Annotated in this window: 25 protein-coding genes; 14 read left to right on the plus strand and 11 right to left on the minus strand. The window is 35.6% G+C overall.

The annotated features are described in order from the left end of the window. Positions 1–96: 96 nt before the first annotated feature. Both PQ459_09720 and PQ459_09725 read left to right on the plus strand, forming a co-directional pair. The gene (locus PQ459_09720) at positions 97–1,200 is read left to right on the plus strand and encodes a histidinol-phosphate transaminase (protein WDF45176.1); all 1,104 of its coding nucleotides are present in this window, start codon (positions 97–99) and stop codon (positions 1,198–1,200) included. A 10-nt stretch (positions 1,201–1,210) separates the two neighbouring features. After that, on the plus strand, positions 1,211–1,549 hold the full coding sequence (locus PQ459_09725; GenBank protein WDF45177.1) for a hypothetical protein: 339 nt from the start codon (positions 1,211–1,213) through the stop codon (positions 1,547–1,549). 34 nt (positions 1,550–1,583) lie between these two features. On the opposite strand, the gene PQ459_09730 is transcribed toward PQ459_09725, so the two are convergent. Further along, on the minus strand, positions 1,584–2,456 hold the full coding sequence (locus PQ459_09730; protein WDF45178.1) for an AraC family transcriptional regulator: 873 nt from the start codon (positions 2,454–2,456) through the stop codon (positions 1,584–1,586). Between the two features lie 163 nt (positions 2,457–2,619). Here PQ459_09730 and PQ459_09735 point away from each other — a divergent pair, with 163 nt between their 5' ends. Beyond that, positions 2,620–3,213 (plus strand): DUF3244 domain-containing protein, encoded by a 594-nt coding sequence (locus PQ459_09735; GenBank protein ID WDF45179.1) that lies wholly within the window; start codon positions 2,620–2,622, stop codon positions 3,211–3,213. Between the two features lie 117 nt (positions 3,214–3,330). On the opposite strand, the gene PQ459_09740 is transcribed toward PQ459_09735, so the two are convergent. The 3 genes from PQ459_09740 to PQ459_09750 form a co-directional block, all read right to left on the minus strand. Next, complete coding sequence (locus tag PQ459_09740) at positions 3,331–5,067, minus strand: thiamine pyrophosphate-dependent enzyme (protein WDF45180.1); 1,737 nt, start codon at positions 5,065–5,067, stop codon at positions 3,331–3,333. Between the two features lie 84 nt (positions 5,068–5,151). Continuing rightward, positions 5,152–6,150 (minus strand): glycosyltransferase, encoded by a 999-nt coding sequence (locus tag PQ459_09745; GenBank protein WDF45181.1) that lies wholly within the window; start codon positions 6,148–6,150, stop codon positions 5,152–5,154. Between the two features lie 172 nt (positions 6,151–6,322). Continuing rightward, positions 6,323–7,492: a class I SAM-dependent RNA methyltransferase gene (locus tag PQ459_09750; protein ID WDF45182.1), complete on the minus strand. Its 1,170-nt coding sequence runs from the start codon at positions 7,490–7,492 to the stop codon at positions 6,323–6,325. A gap of 102 nt (positions 7,493–7,594) precedes the next feature. On the opposite strand from PQ459_09750, the gene PQ459_09755 reads away from it, so the two are divergent. Genes PQ459_09755 through PQ459_09780 form a run of 6 tightly spaced genes read left to right on the plus strand, consistent with a single transcriptional unit; the run spans position 7,595 to position 11,092 of the window. Next, on the plus strand, positions 7,595–8,374 hold the full coding sequence (locus tag PQ459_09755) for a class I SAM-dependent methyltransferase (protein WDF45183.1): 780 nt from the start codon (positions 7,595–7,597) through the stop codon (positions 8,372–8,374). Positions 8,375–8,382: 8 nt separating this feature from the next. Next, a complete protein-coding gene (locus tag PQ459_09760) occupies positions 8,383–9,075 on the plus strand; it encodes a ZIP family metal transporter (GenBank protein WDF48714.1) in 693 nt (230 codons plus the stop codon). Positions 9,076–9,130: 55 nt separating this feature from the next. After that, positions 9,131–9,505 (plus strand): bacillithiol system redox-active protein YtxJ, encoded by a 375-nt coding sequence (gene ytxJ, locus PQ459_09765; protein ID WDF45184.1) that lies wholly within the window; start codon positions 9,131–9,133, stop codon positions 9,503–9,505. Positions 9,506–9,549: 44 nt separating this feature from the next. Beyond that, the gene (locus PQ459_09770) at positions 9,550–10,143 is read left to right on the plus strand and encodes a Crp/Fnr family transcriptional regulator (protein WDF45185.1); all 594 of its coding nucleotides are present in this window, start codon (positions 9,550–9,552) and stop codon (positions 10,141–10,143) included. A gap of 8 nt (positions 10,144–10,151) precedes the next feature. After that, positions 10,152–10,649, plus strand: a complete 498-nt coding sequence (locus tag PQ459_09775) for a thermonuclease family protein (protein WDF45186.1) — start codon at positions 10,152–10,154, stop codon at positions 10,647–10,649. Further along, complete coding sequence (locus PQ459_09780) at positions 10,646–11,092, plus strand: GNAT family N-acetyltransferase (GenBank protein ID WDF45187.1); 447 nt, start codon at positions 10,646–10,648, stop codon at positions 11,090–11,092. The genes PQ459_09775 and PQ459_09780 overlap by 4 nt, the downstream gene beginning before the upstream one ends. A 6-nt stretch (positions 11,093–11,098) precedes the next feature. Here the strand turns inward: PQ459_09780 and PQ459_09785 are convergent, their stop codons facing one another. From PQ459_09785 to PQ459_09815, 7 genes are all read right to left on the minus strand, one after another. Next, positions 11,099–11,959, minus strand: coding sequence for a hypothetical protein (locus PQ459_09785; GenBank protein ID WDF45188.1), 861 nt, complete (start codon positions 11,957–11,959; stop codon positions 11,099–11,101). A 31-nt stretch (positions 11,960–11,990) separates the two neighbouring features. After that, entirely contained in the window at positions 11,991–12,470 is a 480-nt protein-coding gene (locus tag PQ459_09790; GenBank protein WDF45189.1) for a hypothetical protein, read from the minus strand. A gap of 77 nt (positions 12,471–12,547) precedes the next feature. Continuing rightward, positions 12,548–13,552: an adenosine deaminase gene (locus PQ459_09795; GenBank protein WDF45190.1), complete on the minus strand. Its 1,005-nt coding sequence runs from the start codon at positions 13,550–13,552 to the stop codon at positions 12,548–12,550. A gap of 79 nt (positions 13,553–13,631) precedes the next feature. Next, positions 13,632–13,880: a hypothetical protein gene (locus tag PQ459_09800; protein WDF45191.1), complete on the minus strand. Its 249-nt coding sequence runs from the start codon at positions 13,878–13,880 to the stop codon at positions 13,632–13,634. 59 nt (positions 13,881–13,939) lie between these two features. Then, positions 13,940–14,251: a thioredoxin family protein gene (locus PQ459_09805; protein ID WDF45192.1), complete on the minus strand. Its 312-nt coding sequence runs from the start codon at positions 14,249–14,251 to the stop codon at positions 13,940–13,942. A gap of 87 nt (positions 14,252–14,338) precedes the next feature. Then, on the minus strand, positions 14,339–14,971 hold the full coding sequence (locus tag PQ459_09810) for a peroxiredoxin (protein ID WDF45193.1): 633 nt from the start codon (positions 14,969–14,971) through the stop codon (positions 14,339–14,341). Positions 14,972–15,295: 324 nt separating this feature from the next. After that, on the minus strand, positions 15,296–16,486 hold the full coding sequence (locus tag PQ459_09815) for a pyridoxal phosphate-dependent aminotransferase (protein WDF45194.1): 1,191 nt from the start codon (positions 16,484–16,486) through the stop codon (positions 15,296–15,298). A gap of 251 nt (positions 16,487–16,737) precedes the next feature. Between PQ459_09815 and PQ459_09820 the strand changes: the two genes are divergently transcribed. From PQ459_09820 to PQ459_09840, 5 genes are all read left to right on the plus strand, one after another. After that, positions 16,738–17,985: a LuxR C-terminal-related transcriptional regulator gene (locus PQ459_09820; protein ID WDF45195.1), complete on the plus strand. Its 1,248-nt coding sequence runs from the start codon at positions 16,738–16,740 to the stop codon at positions 17,983–17,985. A 288-nt stretch (positions 17,986–18,273) separates the two neighbouring features. Continuing rightward, the gene (locus PQ459_09825; protein WDF45196.1) at positions 18,274–21,327 is read left to right on the plus strand and encodes an Ig-like domain-containing protein; all 3,054 of its coding nucleotides are present in this window, start codon (positions 18,274–18,276) and stop codon (positions 21,325–21,327) included. A gap of 99 nt (positions 21,328–21,426) precedes the next feature. Beyond that, positions 21,427–22,062: a 16S rRNA (guanine(527)-N(7))-methyltransferase RsmG gene (gene rsmG, locus PQ459_09830; GenBank protein WDF45197.1), complete on the plus strand. Its 636-nt coding sequence runs from the start codon at positions 21,427–21,429 to the stop codon at positions 22,060–22,062. A 14-nt stretch (positions 22,063–22,076) separates the two neighbouring features. After that, positions 22,077–22,496 (plus strand): hypothetical protein, encoded by a 420-nt coding sequence (locus tag PQ459_09835; protein ID WDF45198.1) that lies wholly within the window; start codon positions 22,077–22,079, stop codon positions 22,494–22,496. Positions 22,497–22,537: 41 nt separating this feature from the next. Further along, entirely contained in the window at positions 22,538–23,047 is a 510-nt protein-coding gene (locus tag PQ459_09840; GenBank protein WDF45199.1) for a hypothetical protein, read from the plus strand. Positions 23,048–23,065 lie beyond the last annotated feature (18 nt).

Here is a 23,065-nt window from a genome sequence, read left to right on the forward strand (position 1 = left end):
ATTATAATCGGTGAGAGTGCATCTTTGTCCGTCAGAATTTAATTTTTAATCGATGAAGAAAAATCATTATTTTTATCGGGAAATAAATCAAAAACTATGTCGATCAACAGACGAGACTGGCTTAAAACAGCTTTGCTGGGAAGTGCAGCACTCACACTTTCCCCACTTGAATTCCTTGCGAAAAATACCCCAAATTTTCACGAATTGAAGAACGATGACAAAACAATCCGCCTTTGTTTCAACGAGAATCCGTTTGGCATTTCCCCGAAAGCTTTGGAAGCCATGCAAAAAAGCCTGAGTCTTTCTTCGATGTACGATTTCAAATTTGCGGATACTTTGAGTGCGAAACTGGCGGAGAAAAACCAGTTGAAGCAAGAAAATATTCTAGTGGCTGCAGGTTCATCTTTTTTGTTGGAATTGATCATCAAATATGTTTCGTTGGACAAAGGTCATTTCATCATTCCGGATCCGTCGTTTACAATCTTTGAACCAATCGGCGAATTTTTGGGAATGTCAAAAACCGTAGTTCCTTTGAATGAACAAAAGCGAATCGACCTTAACCAAATGAAAAGTGCGATACGGAAAGACACAAAACTCATCTACATCTGCAATCCGAACAATCCAACTGGAGATTTGCTTTCAAGAACGGAAATTGAAAGTTTTATCAAATCTATTCCAGACAATATCACAATCTTGGTTGATGAAGCTTACATCGAATTTACCAATCAGAGATCCTTGAGCGATCTGGTCAATACTTATAAAAATCTGGTCGTGACGAGAACGTTCTCCAAGCTTTATGGATTTGCTGGCGCAAGATTGGGATACGCCATTGGAAATCCGACATTGATCAAAGAACTTAAGAAACTTCAAAGTTGGAGTGGTGCAGAAATCAGCGTGACGACGATGGCTGGTGCAATTGCAGCGATGGAAGATCAGGAATTCATTTCCAAAGTTTTGGACAACAATCAAAAAGTGAAAGATTTTACAATGTCTGAATTCCAAAAAAATGACATCAAAACCATTTCGTCTGCTGCCAATTTCGTTTATTTTTCTTTGGATAATTATAAGGACAATTATTTTAAAAAGTTGAAAGATGCAAAGATTTTAGGAGGGAAGACCTATGAACAAAGCGGAAAGTGGACTAGAATAAGTTTGGGAACGATGGAGGAAATGAAGGTGTATTTTGGGGCGATTACTTGAAAATAAGATTATGATTTTTAACGAAATTTCTTTTCACGATTCTCATATAATGCAAGTCAAAGAAAATCCAGCTAAACAAACACTAGATTTTTTTATAGATTTTCCAACCGATTGGGAAAATAATATTTTTGAGCATAAAATCTTAAGGTTTGAAAACGTCACTTTTTATAGTTTGGAAGAAATTCCATTTGATGGTTTACCAACCATTTTGAATATTAATGATTTAGGGGAAATAACTAAAGATTTTTCAACTTCAAATTACGAATGGATAATAGTTCGAAATAAAATAGAAATACAAACAAATGCAGGAAATAGGATTATAGAATTTTCTAATTGTACATTTATTTAAAGTAATTTTTTTTTAATCTCAATAATAAAAGATATCAAGCCATAATGTTACTAAACTCCTTCCGATACTGCGACGGACTTTGCTTTGTATGTTCTTTAAAGGTCTTATTAAAATAACTGAAATTGTTGAAGCCACTTTCAAAACAGATCTCGGTAATGCTCATCGGCTGTTCGGCCAAAAGTTTCAGGGAATGTGTGATTCTGTATTCATTCACAAATTGAGTAAATGTTTTATTCGTAATTTTTTTGAAATATCTGCAGAACGAAGGAACAGTCATCGTTGCCAATCCTGCGACCTCTTCCAAACTGATTTGGTTTTTAAAATTATCTTTCACGTGATTGAAGATGAGATTGATCCTATCATTATCCTCTTTTTGCGTTTGCAGATAATATTTTGCAGCGTTGAGAATTTTAAAATCTGAGGTGTGAGCGAGTTCATCCAGAATCTCTATCAGCTTCAGAAGTTTGTCCAGATAAGATGATTCTGACAAAGCTTTGATCTTTGGCTCCAGCGCTTTCTTTACTTTTTCTCCAAAGACGATTCCACTTTTTGCCGCTTCCAGCATTTGGAAGATTCTGTTCATTTCTGGTGCATTCCAAAGTTCAGTTCCAAGGAAATCTTTGGAAAATTGGATCACGACTTCGTAATCGTTATTTGTATTTTCATTCGTCATTCCGCAATGTGGCAGGTTGCTGCCAATCAATATCAAATCACCATCTGAGAAGTAAGAAATATTACTTCCAATTTGTCTTTTTCCGGAACCACCGCAAACAAAAATCAGTTCAATCTCCGGATGATAATGCCATACGTGCGATTTGATGTTTTCATTTTTGGTAAAATGAAGACACGTGAAACTGCTTCCAATATTAGGTTTTATCGATTCAAATGACGGATTGTGATGTTTCATAGAACAAATTTACGAAATCTAAATTATATATTCAATATTGTCTTTAATATATAGTTAATATTTGATTAATGTTAATATAGAACATATTTTTGAAAATCAGAATGTATTATTTCTGCGGACACAGATCTACATTTGCATAGTAAAACAATCAAAAAAGAATATTATGAAAAATTTTATAAAATTAAGTTTCCTTGTAGCAGTAACATTGATCTCTGCAAATGTTTTTGGAAAGGACAAAGGTTTTTCACTTTCTATCGGAGAGGTAAAAGAACAGACTGTACACTTTGAAGTTGCTAATGCAAAAAATGTTTCATTATATGTTTATAACAGCGACAAAGGTGAAGTTTATTCTGAGAAGATCATTAATAGTGACAGCGTAGAGAAGTCTTACAATATGAGCAGTATGGCTTCAGGGACTTACTATCTGGTTGCTGAGTCAGATTCTAAAATTGAAAAATATAAGATCACAGTAAATGATAAAAAAGTAACTGTTGATAATTCTCCTATTTCTGCAATCACTAAGCCAGAATTTACCATCAATAAAAATATGGTTAAGTTACAAATGACAAACGTTATAGGAGATGTGAGAGTTTCTATCTACGATACAGCAAACAACACGTACTATAGTAAAAATAACGTTTCTAAGGACGGATTGATTGATCTTACTTTCGATCTTAATCCTCAAAATCCAGAAACTTACATCATCAGTGTTGAGAAAGACGGCGACAGCTTTAGCAGAATGATTTCTTTGAAATAGTTTTTTAAACTAAGGTTATATATATATTATTTTCTAAAAGCTTCACATCGTGTGAAGCTTTTTTTTGGTTTAAGATTGAAATAAAAAAGCCCAATTGGATTGGGCTTTTCATTTATGTTAAAGGACTTCTTTAATGTGTCTGTAATTGCTGGAAATCGTATCTGCGACTTCTTTGAAATTTCCATCCAGCATCATCTTCGTCATCGCGATTCCCATTCCTTTCATCTGATCCCAGCCAACTTTCGGTGGCATTGCCAGTGCATTTGGATCTGTAAAAACATTGACCAAAACTGGGCCTTTTGTTTGTAAAGCATCATCAATCGCTTCTTCCACTTTTTCCGGATTGGTAACATTGATTCCTTTGATTCCAAAAGCCTGAGCCAACAATCCGAAATCTGGATTGATCATATCGGTTTCGTTATCCGGAATGCCGTTCACTTCCATTTCCAGTTTTACCATTCCCAAAGATCTGTTGTTGAAAACGATGATTTTGATTGGAAGATTGTATTGTTTAATAGTTGCGATATCGCCCAACAACATAGAAAGTCCACCATCACCGCAAAGTGCGATCACTTGTTTGCCTGGATTGGATAATTGTGCTCCTATGGCCATTGGCATCGCGTTCGCCATGGTTCCGTGATTGAAAGATCCCAGTAGTTTTCTCTCGCCAGTTGCATTGATGTATCTTGCACCCCAAACACAACACATTCCTGTATCGACCGTGAATATGGTGTCTTGATTAGCTTTAATATTTAATGTTTCTGCAACAAATTCCGGAGAGATGTGATTTTCTTTTCCTTTGTCTTCGACGTAAGACTGTAAATTATTTTTGACTTTTTCATAAAATTCTAATTGTTTCTCTAGAAATTCTCTGTCGTCATTAATTTTTATTAATGGTAAAAGACTTACTAATGAATCTTTGATTTTTCCTGCAAATCCTCTCGTCAATTGCGCACGTCTTCCCAAACGTTCCGGCTTGTCATCAATCTGAATGATGACTTTATCAACTGGCATAAATTTCACATAAGGAAAATCCGTCCCGAGTAATAAAATCACATCAGCCTCGTGCATCGCTTTGAAAGCGGAAGGCAAACCCAGAAGTCCGGTCATTCCCACTTCGTAAGGATTATCATACTGGATTCCCATTTTTCCACGGAACGAATATCCAATTGGCGCCTTCAGTTTTTCTGCCAACGCAATTACTTCTGTATGAGCATCTGAAGCACCAATTCCACAATAGATTGCTACTTTTTTCCCCGAATTAAGATGGTCAGCAATCCAATTGGTTTCTTCTTCTGAAGGAATCATTCTAGGATTTGTTTTAAAGATTGAATCTGAGCTGATGTTTTTCACAGAATCGGCTTCAAAAAGATCGCCGGGCATTCCTAAGACTGCCACGCCTTTTTGCGAAATCGCGTGTTGCAACGCAGCTTGTAACATTCTTGGAGCCTGTTCGGGCGTTGTTGCAATCTGATTGTAAACCGAACAGTCATCAAACAATTTAATCGTATTCGTTTCCTGAAAATAAGAAGTCCCGAACTCTGAACTTTCACAAGTTGACGCAATCGCTAAAACAGGAACATTTGCACGATTAGCTTCGTAAAGCCCGTTGATCAGATGAACGTGACCTGGACCAGAACTTCCTGCACAAACCGCAAGACCTTCCAATTCAGCTTCGGCAGCAGCAGCAAAGGCTCCAACTTCCTCGTGTCTTACGTGGATCCATTTGATGGAACCTTCACGTTTTATGGCGTCATTTAAAAAATTAAGGCTGTCACCAGTGACAGCATATAAGCGTTTAACTCCCGTTTTAACTAGGATTTCGACGAATTGATCAGCGATATTTTTAGACATAGTTTTATGAATTTAATTAATAATTAAAATTCACAAAAGATGTTCCAATCAACGATATCTACTTATAATTAAATGTTAATTAAATCAATGAAAATGTTTTGGGAAAGCTTCTCGTGGCGATTGTTTCAGAATATTAATAAGAAACCATGATTTAAGAAAACCATAGCCATAAGAAAACATTTGAATGTATGTTGAGATCACAGCCATTGATGCAATGCTGATATTCTTTGTCACAACCAAAGCGTGAAACAATACCAGAAAAGTGTAAAGTCCATACAATGCGAGAATCAAACCATTTCCCCAAACAAAGTAATGGATAATTCCAACCAAGTATCCTAAAAGAAAAATGGCTGGAAACCAAAATGTTAGCTTGACATATTTTGGATGTCTTTGATTTAGAATCGGTCTTGCACATCCAAATTGATAAACTTGTTTGGAGAATTTTCCAAAGTCCGTTCTGCGTTTGTGGTAAACGCCAATATTGTCGTAAAACATTGTAGTAAAACCATTTTCCCAAAGTGTCATCGAGAGATCTGGATCTTCACCGATTCTCATTTCGGAAAATCCGCCAACTTTCAGAAAAATCTCTTTGTTCACGCCCATATTAAAACTTCTCGGCTGAAACTTGGTCACAGCGCTTTTCTTTCCTCGGATTCCACCAGTCGTAAAAACCGAGGTCATAGAGTAGGAGATCGCTTTCTGCATCAGGTTGAAACCTTTGTGCGCTTTGTCTGCGCCACCAAAAGCATCGCAAGGATTTTCGCTAAGATTTCTTTTGATATTTTCAATGTAATCTGTCTCAACAATCACATCGGAATCTACGAAAACCAACCAATCATTTTTTGCCCGTTTCGCCCCGTAATTTCTGGAAAGTCCAGGCCCGGAATTTTCTTTTCTGAAAAATTTGATGTCCAATTGTTCTTCAAATAATTCTACAGTTGGAAGAAGTGCAATCTTGGAACCATCATCCACAATAATGACTTCAAAATTTTTATCCGTTTGATGAGACAGGGAATTGAGAAGCTCGAACAATTCGTCTTTTCTGTTGAAGATGGCTATGATGATGGAGATTGTCTTGTTCAATTGTTAATCTTTAAATCCAAAAATTCCGATTGCTAAAAATATTATACTTAGGGAAAACCAACTTATAATACTTCTAATTTTTGACGTATTTATGTCTCTGTAATTATTTAAATATTTTCTATATTCCCAAATACCTAAACCGAAAAATATTATTGATAAAAGATAGAACATTTTATTCCGCTTCCTTATTCATATACTTCCCTTTCTTAGAACCATCATACATTTCATATTGCAGGAATCTTGTTTCCAATTTCCCATTGAACAATTTGATTTTTCTTGATGGTCTCAATCCAATTTTCTTCGGCGCGTCAAGATCTGCAGAGATCAGCCAAGCCAAAGTGTTTGGATAATGTTGTTTGAAAGTGTCTCCGATCTTCTTGTAGAAATCATCATCATTAATAGAAATTCTCTCATCATAAGGCGGATTGAATACCATCAACAATGGAAATAGATCTTTTTCGGATTCGAAGAAATCTTTATTTCTAAGTGTGATGACATCTTCCATTTCGGCAGATTCTATGTTGATATGCGCAATGTCCAAAGCTTCGGAATCGATGTCATAACCAACTATTTTCCCTGTGAATTCTCTCACACGATTCAATCGTACTTCTTTGATGGTTTTGAATAATTCAGAATCGTAGTTTTTCCAGTTCTGGAAACCAAAATATCTTCTGAAAGTCTGCGCTGGCAAATCCATCGCAATCATCGCCGCTTCTATCAACAATGTTCCGGAACCACACATTGGGTCTAGGAAATTTCCCTTTCCGTCCCAACCTGCCAATTGCAACATTCCCGAAGCCAAAACTTCGTTGATCGGTGCTACAGTTTGTTCCTGTCTGTAACCACGTTTGAAAAGCGGATCGCCGGAACTATCAATGGAAATCGTTACCAACTCTCTATCGATGTGAAGATGGAATTTGATATCCGGATTGTCCTTGTTCACGCTTGGTCTCATCTTATGTTTGTCCTGAAAATAATCCACAATGGCGTCTTTCATTTTCAAAGTCATAAACTGAGAATGGTGAAATCTCTCAGAATTTACAGTCGCGTCTATCGCAAAAGTCTGGTTTTTGTCCAAGAACTCGTCCCATTCAAACTTGAAAAGCTTATCGTAATATTTACTTTCATTGTAAGCCTTGAATTCCATAATCGGAATGATGATCTTAACGGCGGTTCTGCAAGAATAATTGAGTTTGTAAAGGAATCCCAAATCGCCTTCGCAAGTGACTGCACGATTTTTGACTTCCACATTTTTACCTCCCAATTTCTTGACTTCTTCTGCCAAAATCTGTTCTAATCCGAAAAAAGTCTTGACCTGTATCTGTAGATTTTCTATATCCATTCTGCAAAATTAATGAATGATAATCGATAAATGATAATTGATTTGAAAAATCTATCATCTATATTCTATTTGTCTCACGTCTATTTTCACTATTTTTGCAAAATGCAATGGTTCGAAGAATGGTTTGATACACCATATTATCATATTTTATACAACAACAGAGATTACAACGAAGCAGAAAACTTTCTGAATCTTTTAACCGATTTTCTAAAACTTGAGAAAAATTCAAAAATAATCGATTTAGCTTGTGGAAAAGGCAGGCATTCTGTTTATCTTAATAAGTTGGGTTACGAGGTTTTAGGTTTGGACTTGTCTGAGCAAAGTATCCGTTTTGATAAGCAATTCGAGACAGAAACTTTGAAGTTTCAGGTTCACGATATGAGAAACCCGGTTGAAAGCGAGCCTGTAGATGCGGTTTTCAATTTGTTTACGAGTTTTGGATATTTCGAAACGGAAGCCGAAGATAGAAGTGTTTTCAAATCTGTTTCGGATGTTTTGAAGGATGAAGGTTATTTTGTTTTAGACTTTTTGAATTCTGAATTTGTGAAAAATGTAATTGTTCCGCAAAGTTCTGTTGAGAAAGAAAATATTCTTTTCAATGTCAAAAAACATATTGAAAACGAATACATTGTAAAAGAAATCGATTTTGAAGACAAAGGCAAAAAGTTTCATTTTTTCGAAAGAGTAAAACTGACGTCCGCTGAAAAGATCCAACAATATGCGCAAGAATTCGGTTTTGAACTGGTGAAAAGATGGGGCGATTATCAACTGAATGATTTTGATGAATCGACTTCGCCACGCTGTATCAACTTGTTTAAACGCCAGAAGTCAGAAGACGGAAGAGGGAAGACTTCCAACATCCAACTTCCATCTTCAAACTAAACATTATGATTATAATTTTACTACTCATATTGAGCGTCTTAATCGGTGTTTTTCTCGGAAAATACTTCGGGAGCAAACAGCAATTCGCTAAAAATCTTTTGATTCTGAGTGCCGGTTTCCTGATTACGATTTGCCTCAACGAGGTTTTTCCCGAGGTTTATGAATTAGGCGGACATCAAATTGGAATCTTCGTAATTCTGGGTGTTTTGATTCAAATGCTGTTGGAAAATCTGACCAAAGGTTTTGAACACGGCCATCTTCATCATCATTCAGACGATCACGCGATTCTTCCAGTGGCGCTGATTGCGGGCTTGTTCGTTCACGCTTTTATCGAGGGAATTCCTTTGTCACACGAGAAAGAGACTTTGTCGCCGTATCTTTTGGGGATCTTGTTTCATAATATTCCAATTTCTTTTGTGTTGGGAAGTTTCCTGGCGCACAGCAAAAATTTCTCTACCAAATTTTGGGTCATCGTTTCCGTTTTCGCATTAGCTTCACCTTTGGGAATGTTGCTGGGAAGATACTTTGACGAGGATTTGAAAGTTTATTTCTTGGCCGTTGTTGGCGGGATTTTCCTTCATATTTCGTCAGTTATTATCTTTGAAAGCAACAAGAATCACAAAATGGATTGGCAAAAGATCGTGCTTGTGATTGTCGGGATTGCCCTGGCATTGACTGGCCATCTTTTTCATCACCATTAAAAAAAAAGATTTTATTTTCTGATGGGAAAATCTTATTTTTACTCAAATTAATTTGATGGGATTTTTAGACCAAATATTCGGAAAGAAAGAAGAGCAGGATCAGAGTAAAAGTCTTTGGAAAAAGATAGAAAGTGAGAAAGATCTAGATTTGGCTGTTGAAAGATCATTTCAGCAGAAGGTGTTGATTTTCAAGCACTCGACGCGTTGTTTCATTAGCAAAACTGTTTTGAAGTCGTTTGAAAAGCAGATGCAAGATTCGGATAAAGATCAATCATATTATTTCTTGGATTTGATAGCGCATCGTGATATTTCAAATGAGATCGAAAGCCGTTTTGATGTCACGCACCAAAGTCCGCAACTCATCGCTTTGGAAAATGGAAAAGCGTTCTACAACGCGTCGCACCAAAGTATTGATTTGGACAAAGTCTAGTTCAGAATCAATTGTACCAAAATTAAAAACACACAAGACAATAAATGGTATATCAAAATTTTCGCAATCATCTTTCCAAGATCTTAGGCGTTCCGATTGATAGTTTAGAAGTTTGCGCAACGTTCTACGAAGTAAAAGAAGTGAAGAAAAACGAGATCATCCTGAGAGAAGGCGAGATTTCGGATTCTACTTTTTTTGTGGAAAAAGGGTTGCTCAGAATGTATTCCATAGACAAAGCTGGGAAAGAGCACGTGATTCAATTTGCGCCTGAAAACTGGATTATTTCCGACACAACAAGCCAGTTGCTGAATGAGAAATCGAGGTTTTACATTGAAGCCATCGAGGAAAGTACTGTCATCATTACGAAAGAAGGCTTTTTCGAAAATCTGTCCAAAGTTTATCCTGATGTTGCAGAGAAAAACCAGCGATTGATGTTCAATCATATCAAAAATCTGCAGAACAGAGTGAATGCATTGATCAGCACAACTGCCGAAGAACGTTATATGGATTTCCTTAAAAAATATCCCAATCTAATGCTGAGGGCACCACAATGGATGGTTGCTTCGTACCTTGGAATCACGCCCGAAAGTTTGAGCAGAGTTAGAAAAGAATTGGCAAAGAAGAAATTTGAGATTTAAATTTTTGAATGCGAAATTTCCTATTCCTAATTTTATTTTCAGTTCAGATATTTGGACAAACACAACTTTCCGAGAAGCTTTCCAACAAAACATTTTCTGCAAAAGTCATCGGAATAATGGATGGCGACACGATGGAAGTTCTTTACAAAAATGTTCCCACAAAAATCCGCTTAGCACACATCGATTGTCCTGAGAAAAGAGGAAAACAACCTTTTGGAAATAATGCTAAAATCGTCTTGTCAGATCTTTGTTTCGGAAGAATTGTAACGATCAAAGGTGAGAAATATGACCGATACAAAAGATTGATTGCAGTTGTCATCAATGATAAAAAGCAGAACGTGAATCAGGAAATGGTAAAGCTGGGAATGGCTTGGCATTTCACAAAATATTCTAAAGATCCGGTTTATGCAAAACTGGAAATTGAAGCCCGAAAAAAAAGAGTAGGACTTTGGCAAGATAAAGATCCGATAGCGCCCTGGCTTTGGAGAGAAAAAAAGAAAAAATGAACTACGAAATTTTAAAAGCAAAAACCGCAGATATTCCTGAATTATCTCAAATGATGAAGGATTTCTACGCCATTGATCTTTATCCTTTTGATGAAAAAGTGACGACTGAAAATTTCGCCAAATTCATTAATGAAGAAAAATATGGCGATTGTTTCAAAATCTGCTTCGAAGGCGAAATTGCGGGCTACATTATTCTTGTAAAATATTTCAGCTTCGAATTTGGTGGTGAGATCTTGTTTTTGGATGAGTTGTTCATCAAACCAGAATTTCAGGGAAAGTCGCTGGGGAAAAAAGCGCTGGAATTTGTAAAAGATTACTCGTTTGAAAACGGCTCTAAAGTGGTGCTTTTAGAAATCGAAAACCATAATGACAAAGCGAAAAAACTCTATGAACATTATGGTTTTCAAAATCATAAAAGGAGTTTGATGATTCTTAAAAACTGATCAGTTTTATTTTTCTAATTCCTTATTAAATCCCATTTTGATATAATCAATTTCTCTCTGATTTGCTTTTCTTCCTTTTATTTCTCCCCAAATTTCAATAGCATCATCAAACGTATTGACTCCCATTTCAAAATTTGCTCGTCCCCACTTGTAAATAGCAATATTTTGTTTTGTTGAAAAAATACCTTTTTTTACTTGAATGCCATCCATCTCTTGACCTTTGATTTCAGTAAAGAAGTCTAATTTTCCGCCAACTTTACTTTCATCAATTATAGTTTTTCGTAAAAGCGCTTTGTCAGCAATTTTTAAATCACTGGCTTTTCCTTCATTCAGCTTTTCCTTTTCAATTAATTTCGTAATGCCTTTTTTTAGTTCATCACTAGAAATTATCTTAAATTCTTTATTATTGAAAAACAACTTGTTATCAATTATTTTGGCTGTCGAATCATATTTTTTCTCGATAATTTCCTTAGCTCGGGTTTCAGTAATGTCTCCTTGCAGATTGCATTCAAAAGTTTTGCTATTGCCCGTGGATGGATTGATCACAAAGTACTTTTTATCGGGATTCTCCACGACCATAACCATATTAATTGGTGAATTATCTTTTACGATAAGAAAGAAATCAGACGGTAATTTTGTAGCAAACTTTTCTACTTGATCCAACGTAGGATTTTCACTCATAAAAACTGAAGAATTCTTATTATTGATGTTGTTGTCAATCGTATAATAATTCGTATTGAGTTGATAACCATTCAATTTTTCCTCAGAAACTGTAACTGAATTAAAAACGGGATTTCCATTTCTGTCAGTTTGTGAAAATAAATTTAATGACAGGAGAATCATTAAAAACTTGTAAACTTTATTCATTATCTATATGTTTTGATTTGTAATTCTTAGTTTATTTGAACTTTAAAGTAGTGACAGCTTTTAACAATTCTGTTTGAGTTTCTTTTGTCAAGTTTTCTCCCATAAAATTGAACTTTACTTCACCGTGCAATTCAGTTTCTATTTTATCTATATAAATTCCAGTAATTCCTTTTCCAATTTTTTTTGGAATTAGAACCTTGGCTTTGTAACCATCTATATTTTTGTAAGAAATTTTACTTTTTATATAATCCTCTCTATTTACATTTTTAGTACTTTTTACAATAATAAAATCTGATGTGTCAATTTTAGGATCTTGTGATAGAATTTCTTTAAGAAATATGCGATCAATAATTATTGGATTTTCTTCAAGAGAATTTGAGTACATTCCATAATCAAAGTGAATCGAATCTTTGTTTTTTGTTACAATAATTCCCGCGTTGCTGTCATAAGGAATGACTTTTAATTCTTTCCAATGTCTTGGAACTTGAACTTGAAAATCACCAAAATCCATAGTTTTCAAGGAATGCTCTGAGCAATTAGTTAATAAAATAAATAAAAGTGAATAACTGAAGGGTTTAATTTTCATCATTAATATTTAGAAACAACTTCATCAACTTTTTCCAAGTAAGCTTTCTTCTGCTCATCTGTCGCAAACGCGTAATTAAAAGAATTTTTAACCAATGTTACAATCTCTTCTTTCGAAAGATTCAAAGCTTCCTGAACCGCAACAAAATTCGCATTCATATATCCACCAAAATATGCAGGATCATCAGAGTTGACGGTTGCTTTGATGTCTTTATCCAAAAGCTTTTTCAAAGGATGATTGGTCATTACGTCTGTGTTTCTCAACTCAAGATTAGAAAGTGGACAAACTGTTAAAGCCAAATCTCGTTTGACGATTTCATTCACCAGATTTTCATCTTCCAAACATCTGTTTCCGTGGTCGATCCTTGCAACTTTCAAAACATCGATGGCTTCCCAAATATATTCAGTTGGACCTTCTTCGCCAGCGTGAGCAACGGGAATGTAACCTTCTTTCACAGACGCTTCAAACACATTTTTGAATCTGCTTGGCGGATTTCCCATTTCGGAAGAATCCAATCCTACAGCTGTGATGATATCTTTGTAGGGAAGCGATTGTTTCAAAGTTTCAAATGCTGAATCCTCGGACAAATGTCGCAGATAACTCATAATCAACAAAGAATTGATTCCCCATTTTTCTTTTGCATCGATTCTTGCTTTTTGCAAACCGTTGATCACCGTTTCGAAGGAAATTCCACGTTCTGTATGTGTTTGTGGATCGAACATTATTTCGGTGTGAATCACATTGTTCTCGTAGCATTTTTTATAATAAGCCATCGCCAAATCATAGAAATCTTTCTCGTGGATCAGAACGCCAGCTCCGGCGTAATAAATATCAAGAAAATCCTGAAGACAAGAGAATTGATAGGCTTTCTTGACCTCGTCGATGGTTTTGTAAGGAATTGCGATCTGGTTTCTTTGGGCAATCTCGAACATCAGTTCTGGTTCGAAACTTCCTTCGATATGCAAATGCAATTCAGCTTTTGGAAGTGCTTTGATAAAATCCTTCATAGTTTTTGATTTATTCAAATTTAATAAAAAAGGCTTTAGAAATGATTCTAAAGCCTCGATATCATATAAAAGTTAACTTTTATTTATCAATGGATCCCATTACTTTTTGAGCAAATGAGTTGAGCGCATCTTTTTCGCTCATTCCATTGTTGACATTTGCGTGAACTTCAAGCGCACCGCAAATGTTGGTGATCAATTCTCCCGCAACGTTCAAATCTTCCTCAGAAACATTTCGGAATTCTGAAAAACTTTCCAAAACTTCCAAAGTCGCTTCCAGATTTTCTGGCGTTTGGTTTTGATAAAACTGTCTTATGATGGGTAATTTCATTATTTTGATTTAAAGATTAAAAAAATTAAATGATTAAAAATATTAGAAACGATTTAATTTTAATTCTTAATTTCTGAAAATAACGTGGTCAAGCTGTCAGCCTTGTTGGTTTGAACTTGGCTTTTCAAAGCGCCACCTTCGAACACTGCGAATGTTGGCAAATTGTCAACTGTCGCCAACTTTCTGCTTTCTGGCAATTTTTCTGCATCTACGTAATAGAAAGGAATCTCGTCATTTTCTGAAGCCAATTTTTTGAATTTCGGTTTCATAATTCTGCAGTTTCCACACCACGTTGCACCATACTGAACCATCACTTTATCATTCTCACTTACAATTTGTTGCAAGTTGTCTTCTGTAAGTTCTATGTACATAATTTTATAAATTTAGCAATGTAGCAGTTTAACAATTTGTCATTAATTAATTCATTGTTAAACTGTTACATTTTTTACATTGTTATATTAGTTTTTGCTGAAGTATTCTGCAACGCCAGTTCTGTTGGCATTCATTGCTTCTTTACCTTCTTCCCAGTTTGCAGGACAAACTTCACCGTGTTTTTGAACGTGAGAGTAAGCATCGATCAAACGAAGATATTCTTTCACGTTTCTTCCAAGTGGCATATCGTTTACAGACTCGTGGAAGATCTTTCCAGTTTCGTCGATCAAATAAGTAGCTCTGTAAGTTACGTTAGAACCTGTGTAAACCTCATTTCCTTCTTCATCGTAATCCAAATCCTGATCTACAATTCCAAGGATGTTTGCCAATTGTCTGTGTGTGTCAGCTAAGATCGGGTAAGTTACACCTTCGATTCCGCCGTTGTCTTTTGGTGTGTTCAACCATGCGAAATGTACTTCATTTGTATCGCAAGATGCACCGATGATCACTGTATTTCTCTTTTGAAATTCTGGTAAAGCCTCTTGGAAAGCGTGCAATTCTGTAGGGCAAACAAAGGTGAAATCTTTTGGATACCAGAACAAAATTACTTTTTGCTGATTGTTCACTGCTTCTTCAAAAACGTTGATTTTAAGATCGTCGCCCATTTCGCTCATTGCATCAATCGCTACATTTGGGAATAATTTTCCTACTAATGACATAATATTTAAGTTTTAATTGTTATTTTTTGATAGTGCGAAATTACAAAGATTTTGTGAATTGAATATTAAATATCGATTTATAAAATCTATCAATATGAAAGTCTGGAAACTAACGGTGTTATCCGAGAAAAGATGGACATAAATTAGTTTAATTAATAGATTGATAAACAATAAGGTTTAAAATATGATTCAAATTTCAAACAATTAATTAACTTTTTGAATGTGCTAAGTTAGGATTTTGATGATTTAGAAAATAAAAAAACACCACATTTAAGTGATGTTTGATTTTATATAATGTCTTCGAGAACCTCAGACTGACAGTTTTTAAAACTTCTCTACACAATCTTTAATTCTTTTCATAGCTTCTCTTAGGTCTTCTTCCGAAGCCGCATAGGAAAAACGAATACATTCCGGACTTCCAAAACTAACGCCGCCAACGCAACCAACGTGCGCATTTTCCAATAGGAACATTGCAAAGTCGTCAGCATCTTTTATCTCGGTTCCATTCAGGTTTTTTCCGATGAAATAGGAAATGTCCGGGAAGAAATAAAAGGCACTTTTTGGCGGATTGCATTTGAAACCTTTGATGTCTTTCATCAATTCAAAAACCAAATCGCGTCTCTTGTGAAACTCGGTAATCATATATTGCAATTCTGAAGGATCCATTTGCATTGCAGTAATAGAAGCTCTTTGGGCAACCGTATTTGCACCACTTGTCATCTGACCTTGAACTTTGTCACAAGCAGTTGCCAACCATTCTGGGCAAGCAGAATATCCGATTCTCCAACCAGTCATTGCGAAAGCTTTACTCATTCCGTTGATCACAGCCGTTTGTTCGTAGACTTGTGGGAAACTTGCAATAGAAACGTGCTCGCCTTCGTAATTGATGAACTCATAGATTTCATCTGAAATGATTGTTACGTGAGGATGTTTTGCGACAACATTTGCGATTGCTTCCAATTCTTCTCTCGTGTAGTAACTTCCGGAAGGATTACAAGGCGAACTGTACAATAACGCTTTTGTTTTAGGCGTAATAGCTTTTTCAAGTTGTTCCGCCGTAAATTTGAATTCTGTATCAATAGAAGTTTCTATGAAAACAGAGGTTCCGCCAACCAATTTTACCATCTCGTCGTAACTTACCCAATATGGAGCGGGAAGAATCACTTCGTCGCCATCATTTACGATAGCCGACAGAACATTGATGATAGATTGTTTTGCACCGTTAGCAACACAGATTTGTGATGGTTTATAATCCAGATTGTTATCTCTTTTAAGTTTTGCGGCAATGGCTTGTCTTAGTTCCAGAAATCCCGGTACAGGAGAGTAGTGGCTGTAATTTTCATTAATGGCGTCAAATGCAGCTTGTTTTATTTTTTGAGGAACATCAAAATCTGGCTCTCCCAATGTTAAACTGATTACATCTATTCCTGCCGCCTTCATATCGCGCGCCTTGTTGCTCATCACGAAAGTCTGAGAATAACTCAGTCTGTTCAATCTGTCCGAAATTTTACTCATGAAACTATTTATTAATTAGATTTAATGACAAATATAATTTTTTAATATAAAATTTGCCGATTGTTTTAGAAATAATGTTGAGAAAATTTCAGAAAAAACGTCATAATTTTAATTTTGTGGTTTGTCCCGGAAAAATAAGTATTTACACGCAACGGAATGTGTCGATAATTGATTATTTTTGCGAATAAATTTTTTAATAAAACATCATTTTGAGAATTTAATGATTGTTAAAGAGAATTTTTTAACACACAATGAACAAAAAAATTAAAAACTATATTCCGCTTCTTCTATTTCTATTTTTCGGTATGCTAAGTGCGAAAGATATTAATATTAATTCCCTCGAAAAAACAATCGTACAATATAATAGAGAAGGCAAACATAAAGTTTCACAGCAAAAATTATCAGAACTATTGCTCTCTAATGGATTGACAGAGGAGGAGGAAGCCAATATTCTTTTTCTGATGGCTGCTACGTACAGAAGTGTGAATGATTATGTTTTGTGCTTGGATTATCTCAATAAATCTAGTTCACTTGCAAAAAAACTGCCTAAGAACAATGTACTTCGGATGAAAATCCATTATGAATTTGCTTTTGTCCATTTTGATAATAAGAATTTCAAAAAAGCCAGCCAGGCGATGAGGCGTATTGCTGCAGAGAATTACCCTAATACATTTCCGGAAAATAAGGCCTATATACTGATGCAGGAAGGTTATCTTTTTTTGCTAAATCAAAAATATGATGATGCTGAAAAGAGATATAGTGAAGCTTCCGCAATCATTAAAAGGGTTAATCCCTGTAATCTTCCTGTCGTGATGGCTAAAACAATGGAGCTTTACAACCGGAAAAAGGATATCAGAAAAGTGGAAAGCATCTACAAGGAGAGCGAAAAAATGTCTGAAAGTTGCGGTGTTCTGAAGTATAAAGTATTCTTGGCTGCAGAGATGGAAAGGATTTATAAGGAGAATAAGATGTATGATAAAGCCTATATCATTGGATTAAATCTTGACTCCCTCAGAAAGTTAGAAGACCAGGGTGCTAAGATCTCCGAAATGCACATCTTAGAAAAATCATTTCTGGAAAAGCGAGAAAAAATTGAAAACAGGCGTAATTTTTGGGAGAAAGTAATTGCTTTAATTGTATCAAGTACGCTTCTGGCTTTTATTGGGTTTTCATTCGTGAGAAATAGGAGTCTGAAAATTGATAAAGTAAAAATGGAAGAGGAGATTTTGCAGATGAAGGAAGACTTGTATTCTCATTCGCAAAATTATCATTTCAATGAGAAATTTGTAAATCCAGAATTGCCCATCAAAGACTCCGATAAGTTAACAGAGAGACAAAAAGAGTTGCTGGGATTGCTGGCCGCAGGATTGTCCAATAAGGAAATTGCTGAAAAACTTTTTATTACAGAGAGTACTGTGAAATATCATGTGAAAAACATCTATAATATTCTAGATCTGAAAGATAGAAAAGACTTATTCAAAAAAATAAGTAGTAATTAGCTCTTACAAACCTACAACATACAGTAAACATCGACTATCCCTAGGGATAGTTTTTTGTTTACAATCTTAAACTACCCATTAGTATAGTCTGTTTTTGTAAAATTAAGAATAATATTGCATTATTATTAGTCAGAACACAAATGATTTCTTTTGAAGAATGTCCTTAGATTGAAGAGATATTTCTTGAAATTTTAAAATGATTATGCCGCATTTTCTTATCACACATCAATTTTTGAGAGGATGGGCGGTGCTTAAATTTGCAATGTTGATTTTTCTAAACAACAACTGATGAAAAAAAATTTATATATTCTATTTGCAATGTTCATTGCAAACATTTTCTCTGCGCAATCAGATCTTGCCAGATGGAATTTGTCTAATGGCAATCCTACTTCCTATAATAATAATTTGACGGTGAGCAAACTCCGGGCAGTGGGTGTAAGTTTGTCTTCGCAAGGTGGATTTTATTATAATAATTCCAATCACAATGTCTTCGTTACGAATGGGTGGCCCACGGTGCAGGATGTCACGTATGACAAGAATAAATTTATAGAATTCACCATCAGTCCAAATAATGGATACAAATTAAATTTATCAGAATTGAATATTTCTTGTGGTGCCTACGGAAACGGTACACTGCGGGTTGATTACTCTCTGAATTCTGATTTTTCCAATCCGGCAACGCTGTTGGCTCCTACAGCGATTAATTCTTCGATGGCAAATTTTCCAATTACCGGATTTCCATCACCACTTGCGACAGATGGTCAGGTAGTCTATGTAAGGATGTATTTCTATAATACCTACCAAAGTTTTATGATCCTTTTCAAGGAAGGAGATAATGTTGGTCCGGTCTTTCGCGGGACATTGACTTCGAGTTCAACAACGCCTATTGCTACCAATGATAATGTAACCACAATTATCAACGATGATATAGACATCAAAGTTCTCACTAATGACGATTACAGCAATCAGGTTGATTCTGTACATTTTAGCCAGCCTTTGCACGGGACAACAACTCTTAAAGCTGATAATTCAATCAATTATTTACCAGAAAAAGGTTATTCTGGTCCTGACTCATTTTCTTATTATATCAAAAACAAATTTGGAACTTCTAACACAGCAACGGTTAATATCAATGTTGTCGAGAATAAAACTTCAACGCTGATCCAGTGGGATAACAGCGGTCACGTTGGTACACCGTATCAAAGCTTTATAAACAATACTTCTATGACGGTTGCCGGCGGCGTTTCTCTGTCCAACGGATCAGAAAACACACCCATCTTTTTATTTGGAAATATTAGTAATGCAACATTAGATCCTTCAAAATATACTCAATTCATAGTTGATAATAAAAGTACAATCAAGACCATAGAGTTAAAATCATTTAGCTATATCACAAGAGGTTACAATAATACCAATTATGAAATCCGATACTCCAAAAATGCGAATTTCTCTGGCGAAGTGGGCGTACTGGCGTCCGGATTTCAGGCAGCCAGCGGGAGTTATCAGACTTTGAAATTCGAGTTTAATACGCTTGTCAAATTAGAACCTGAAGAAAAACTATATTTAAGATTATATCTGTATAATAATAGCTCAAGCTACGTCATCCAGTACCGTTCGGGAGACTTAGGTCCAAAAATCGAAGGATTATTTTACAACAAAGTATATTCTACAACAGACACCATCTGGCAGAACTCGGCTTCTCCAAACTGGAGCAACGGATTTCCAACTGCTACTAAGAGTGCAATCATCGCAACCAATTACAGCACGTCCCTGTATGGGAATTTTGAAAGTAATAGTTTGACGGTTAATGCCGGTGCAAGTCTTGTGGTCAATTCAGGAGGTTTTGTCACAGTTAATGGTCAGATTATCAACAATGCAAGCGATACAGGTCTCATTGTCGAAAATGATGCGAATCTGGTACAGAAAAATAATTTTCAGAATACCGGAAATATTACAGTTAAAAAATCTGCTCTCATTCCTAAGATGGGCTATAACTACTGGTCATCTCCTGTCTCAGGTCAGAATCTTTATCAGTTTTCTGATGGTTACAATCAGGCTGCACCTCCTAGCAGTCCTCAGGGAACACCTTGGAACAGGTTTTATGTTTATAATGAATCGAATGACTATTTCGTTACCACAATAGCAAATGATATTACACTTAATTCTTCATCTGTTTTCCAGCAGGCAAGAGGCTATGCAATTCGTGGCCAAAACAGATTTTTGGAACAAGTGACAGAAACATCGCCAACCTGGCAATTTGTCTTCAAAGGAATACCTCAGAATGGAGAAATCTCTTCCTATCCAATGAAATGGACAAATGCAGATCACGGATACAACATGGTAGGAAACCCATATCCTTCTAATATTGATTTTGATGTTTTAGCAGCAGCAAACAGTGATGTGATTAATGGTGTCATTTTCCTTTGGACCAACAATGATAGCAAGATTAAAGTTCAAATGGGAAGCAATTATACACCTAACAACTATGCGCTCCTGAATAGAACTGGTGGAATTTCTGCAACCTTTTCGGGGTATAACAACAAGAAGCCGAATGGAATGATCTCGGTTGGTCAAGGCTTCATCGTTCAGGCAAAAGAAACTGGTAAAAACAAGCCATTGGTTTTTAATAATTCGTTGCGCCGTGCAGAAAACGCCAATTTCTACAACAAAACAGAGGTGAGGAAAGACAGGTTCTGGCTTGTATTCAAATCACCATCCGATATTAATAATGAAATTTTGTTGGGATATCTTCCAGATGCTACAAGCGGTTTTGACAATGATTTTGATACAGAACTTTTGTCTATCGGTAATGATTCTTTCTGGAGTATTTTGGATAGTCGCAAATTGGGAATCCAGGCAAAGAACGCACCTTTGTACAGCGAGGACTACGTGAAACTTGGTATCAAGGCATCCGTGTCAGGTATTTACAGTATTAATCTTACAGATAAAGATGGAATTTTCGCTGAAAACCAAGAGGTATATTTGCACGATAAATATCAAAATACCTATACAAATCTTAGTAATAATTCTTACTCATTTTTTACGAATATAGGACAATATGAAGATCGTTTCGAAATCCTTTACAAATCTCAGGGAACTTTAGGAACTGCAGATTCTTCGAAAAAAGGGATTGAAATTTACAGAGACACTCAGAACTTTGTTGTTAAATCACCAGACAATCTAGATGAAGTAAGCGTTTACGATGCACTTGGAAGATTGGTTTACGATTCCAAAGTTTCCAAGAAGGAGATTTTGATTGATAAAACCAATTTCGCAGAAGGAATTTACATCATCAATGCAAAATCAGGAAAAAACAATATCACCAAAAAAGTTTTGAAATAAAAATTAGAAACACAGATAATCCATAAATTTTCTCAAACCATCAAAATTATTTTTGATGGTTTTTTCTTAATCTAATATTAAAATTCATAATTTCGCTCTATGTCATTAGAATTAGTTTTAAAATATTTCCCAGATATCACCAGCGAGCAAAAAGACCAGTTCGCAGAGCTCGAAAAATTGTACAAAGATTGGAATGAGAAGATCAACGTCATCTCCAGAAAAGATACGGACAGTCTCTACGAAAAGCACATTCTCCATTCTCTCGGAATTGCAAAAGTGATGCAGTTTGCGGACAATACCAAAGTTCTCGACATCGGAACTGGAGGCGGTTTTCCCGGGATTCCATTAGCGATTCTTTTCCCAAATGCACAATTCACTTTGGTGGACAGCATTGGCAAAAAAATCACCGTTGTGAAAGGCGTTACGGAAAGTCTCGGTTTGAAAAACGTCACTGCACATCATATGAGAGCGGAACAATTGAAAGAAAAATTCCATTTCGTGGTGAGTCGTGCGGTCACACAAATGCCAGTTTTCCTCACTTGGCTGAGAGGCAAATTCGAGAAAGAACAATTCAATCCGAAGCACAATGGCGTTTTGTATCTCAAAGGAGGAGATCTTGGAGAGGAATTGGCAGGTTTACGATGTGAAATCTTCCAGCTGAAAAATTATTTCGAGGAAGAATTCTTTGACACCAAAAAAGTCGTATATCTATCAAAAGGTAATTTCAATAATTAATAAAAGAAACGATGATGAAGAAAGCACTTATTTTATCAATGATTTCCCTGTCTTTTGCAAGCTTCATTTCCTGCAACGACAATGATGATTATCCACAGATTCAAGAAGTTTTTGCCACCAAAATAGACAGCGTCAAAATCCCGATAGACACGATGACTTTGGGTGTAGCACAGGATTTTAAAGTATATTCTACATTTACCAGAACCTGCGAAGGGATTTATAGTTACGACTATCAATATACCAATGATTCTGTAAGAACGATTGCCAATTTTGGCTACAAAACCAACGAAGCCTGCTCAGACGGAACTTATGTAGATGGCAGCCGAATCAGCTTCAAACCTACAAAAACGGGTAACTATACGTTCAAATTCTTTACAGGAAAAGATGCAGCAGGCGCTAGTACTTTCCTTGAAAAGAAGGTTGTGGTTGAGTAGTATTTTTTAATTACTCTCTTAATTTCAAAAGACAATTCTAAATGAGATATTTTATTTCACTATTATTAGTAACAATTTTTTGTTCTTGTTCTAAGGAGATTAAAGAGAAAAATTATACTGACAAAGACCTTGAAATAGATTTACCTGTAGGTTGGACAATTTCGGATCAGGAGGATTTTGGAACTGGGAAATATTTTGCGATTGAAAAAAACGGATTTAATTCCAGTGGAGTAGTGACTATTTCATTTGTGGAAAGCGATCGTAATCTGGAAGAATGGATAGAGATGAATATGGATGAATTAAAATCAAGTTTTATCCTTAAGAAAGCTGATGTGAAATTTGGAAAAATTATACAAACCAAATTTCAAAATATGGACGCTCTTTCTTCAGAATATCGATTAAATTTATTAGGTGTAGGTCATAGCGGAGTCATTTATGCTTTTTCGAAAAACGGCAGAGTGTTTGCGTTTATGCAGCAGGGAGCAGACGAAGATAGTGATGACAACGAAAGTGGTTTTGCTCACCTTCAGAGTAATCTTATTATTAAATAATTTTAAACAAAATTTACG

Source organism: Chryseobacterium sp. KACC 21268, assembly GCA_028736075.1.
Taxonomy (GTDB): domain Bacteria; phylum Bacteroidota; class Bacteroidia; order Flavobacteriales; family Weeksellaceae; genus Epilithonimonas.

Bases quoted from the DNA above. Each gene is read 5' to 3' on its own strand.
- PQ459_09720 (WDF45176.1), top strand. From the start codon at position 97: ATGTCGATCAACAGACGAGACTGGCTTAAAACAGCTTTGCTGGGAAGT.
- PQ459_09725 (WDF45177.1), top strand. From the start codon at position 1,211: ATGATTTTTAACGAAATTTCTTTTCACGATTCTCATATAATGCAAGTC.
- PQ459_09730 (WDF45178.1), bottom strand. From the start codon at position 2,456: ATGAAACATCACAATCCGTCATTTGAATCGATAAAACCTAATATTGGA.
- PQ459_09735 (WDF45179.1), top strand. From the start codon at position 2,620: ATGAAAAATTTTATAAAATTAAGTTTCCTTGTAGCAGTAACATTGATC.
- PQ459_09740 (WDF45180.1), bottom strand. From the start codon at position 5,067: ATGTCTAAAAATATCGCTGATCAATTCGTCGAAATCCTAGTTAAAACG.
- PQ459_09750 (WDF45182.1), bottom strand. From the start codon at position 7,492: ATGGATATAGAAAATCTACAGATACAGGTCAAGACTTTTTTCGGATTA.
- PQ459_09755 (WDF45183.1), top strand. From the start codon at position 7,595: ATGCAATGGTTCGAAGAATGGTTTGATACACCATATTATCATATTTTA.
- ytxJ (WDF45184.1), top strand. From the start codon at position 9,131: ATGGGATTTTTAGACCAAATATTCGGAAAGAAAGAAGAGCAGGATCAG.
- PQ459_09770 (WDF45185.1), top strand. From the start codon at position 9,550: ATGGTATATCAAAATTTTCGCAATCATCTTTCCAAGATCTTAGGCGTT.
- PQ459_09775 (WDF45186.1), top strand. From the start codon at position 10,152: ATGCGAAATTTCCTATTCCTAATTTTATTTTCAGTTCAGATATTTGGA.
- PQ459_09780 (WDF45187.1), top strand. From the start codon at position 10,646: ATGAACTACGAAATTTTAAAAGCAAAAACCGCAGATATTCCTGAATTA.
- PQ459_09785 (WDF45188.1), bottom strand. From the start codon at position 11,959: ATGAATAAAGTTTACAAGTTTTTAATGATTCTCCTGTCATTAAATTTA.
- PQ459_09790 (WDF45189.1), bottom strand. From the start codon at position 12,470: ATGGATTTTGGTGATTTTCAAGTTCAAGTTCCAAGACATTGGAAAGAA.
- PQ459_09795 (WDF45190.1), bottom strand. From the start codon at position 13,552: ATGAAGGATTTTATCAAAGCACTTCCAAAAGCTGAATTGCATTTGCAT.
- PQ459_09800 (WDF45191.1), bottom strand. From the start codon at position 13,880: ATGAAATTACCCATCATAAGACAGTTTTATCAAAACCAAACGCCAGAA.
- PQ459_09805 (WDF45192.1), bottom strand. From the start codon at position 14,251: ATGTACATAGAACTTACAGAAGACAACTTGCAACAAATTGTAAGTGAG.
- PQ459_09810 (WDF45193.1), bottom strand. From the start codon at position 14,971: ATGTCATTAGTAGGAAAATTATTCCCAAATGTAGCGATTGATGCAATG.
- PQ459_09815 (WDF45194.1), bottom strand. From the start codon at position 16,486: ATGAGTAAAATTTCGGACAGATTGAACAGACTGAGTTATTCTCAGACT.
- PQ459_09820 (WDF45195.1), top strand. From the start codon at position 16,738: ATGAACAAAAAAATTAAAAACTATATTCCGCTTCTTCTATTTCTATTT.
- PQ459_09825 (WDF45196.1), top strand. From the start codon at position 18,274: ATGAAAAAAAATTTATATATTCTATTTGCAATGTTCATTGCAAACATT.
- rsmG (WDF45197.1), top strand. From the start codon at position 21,427: ATGTCATTAGAATTAGTTTTAAAATATTTCCCAGATATCACCAGCGAG.
- PQ459_09835 (WDF45198.1), top strand. From the start codon at position 22,077: ATGAAGAAAGCACTTATTTTATCAATGATTTCCCTGTCTTTTGCAAGC.
- PQ459_09840 (WDF45199.1), top strand. From the start codon at position 22,538: ATGAGATATTTTATTTCACTATTATTAGTAACAATTTTTTGTTCTTGT.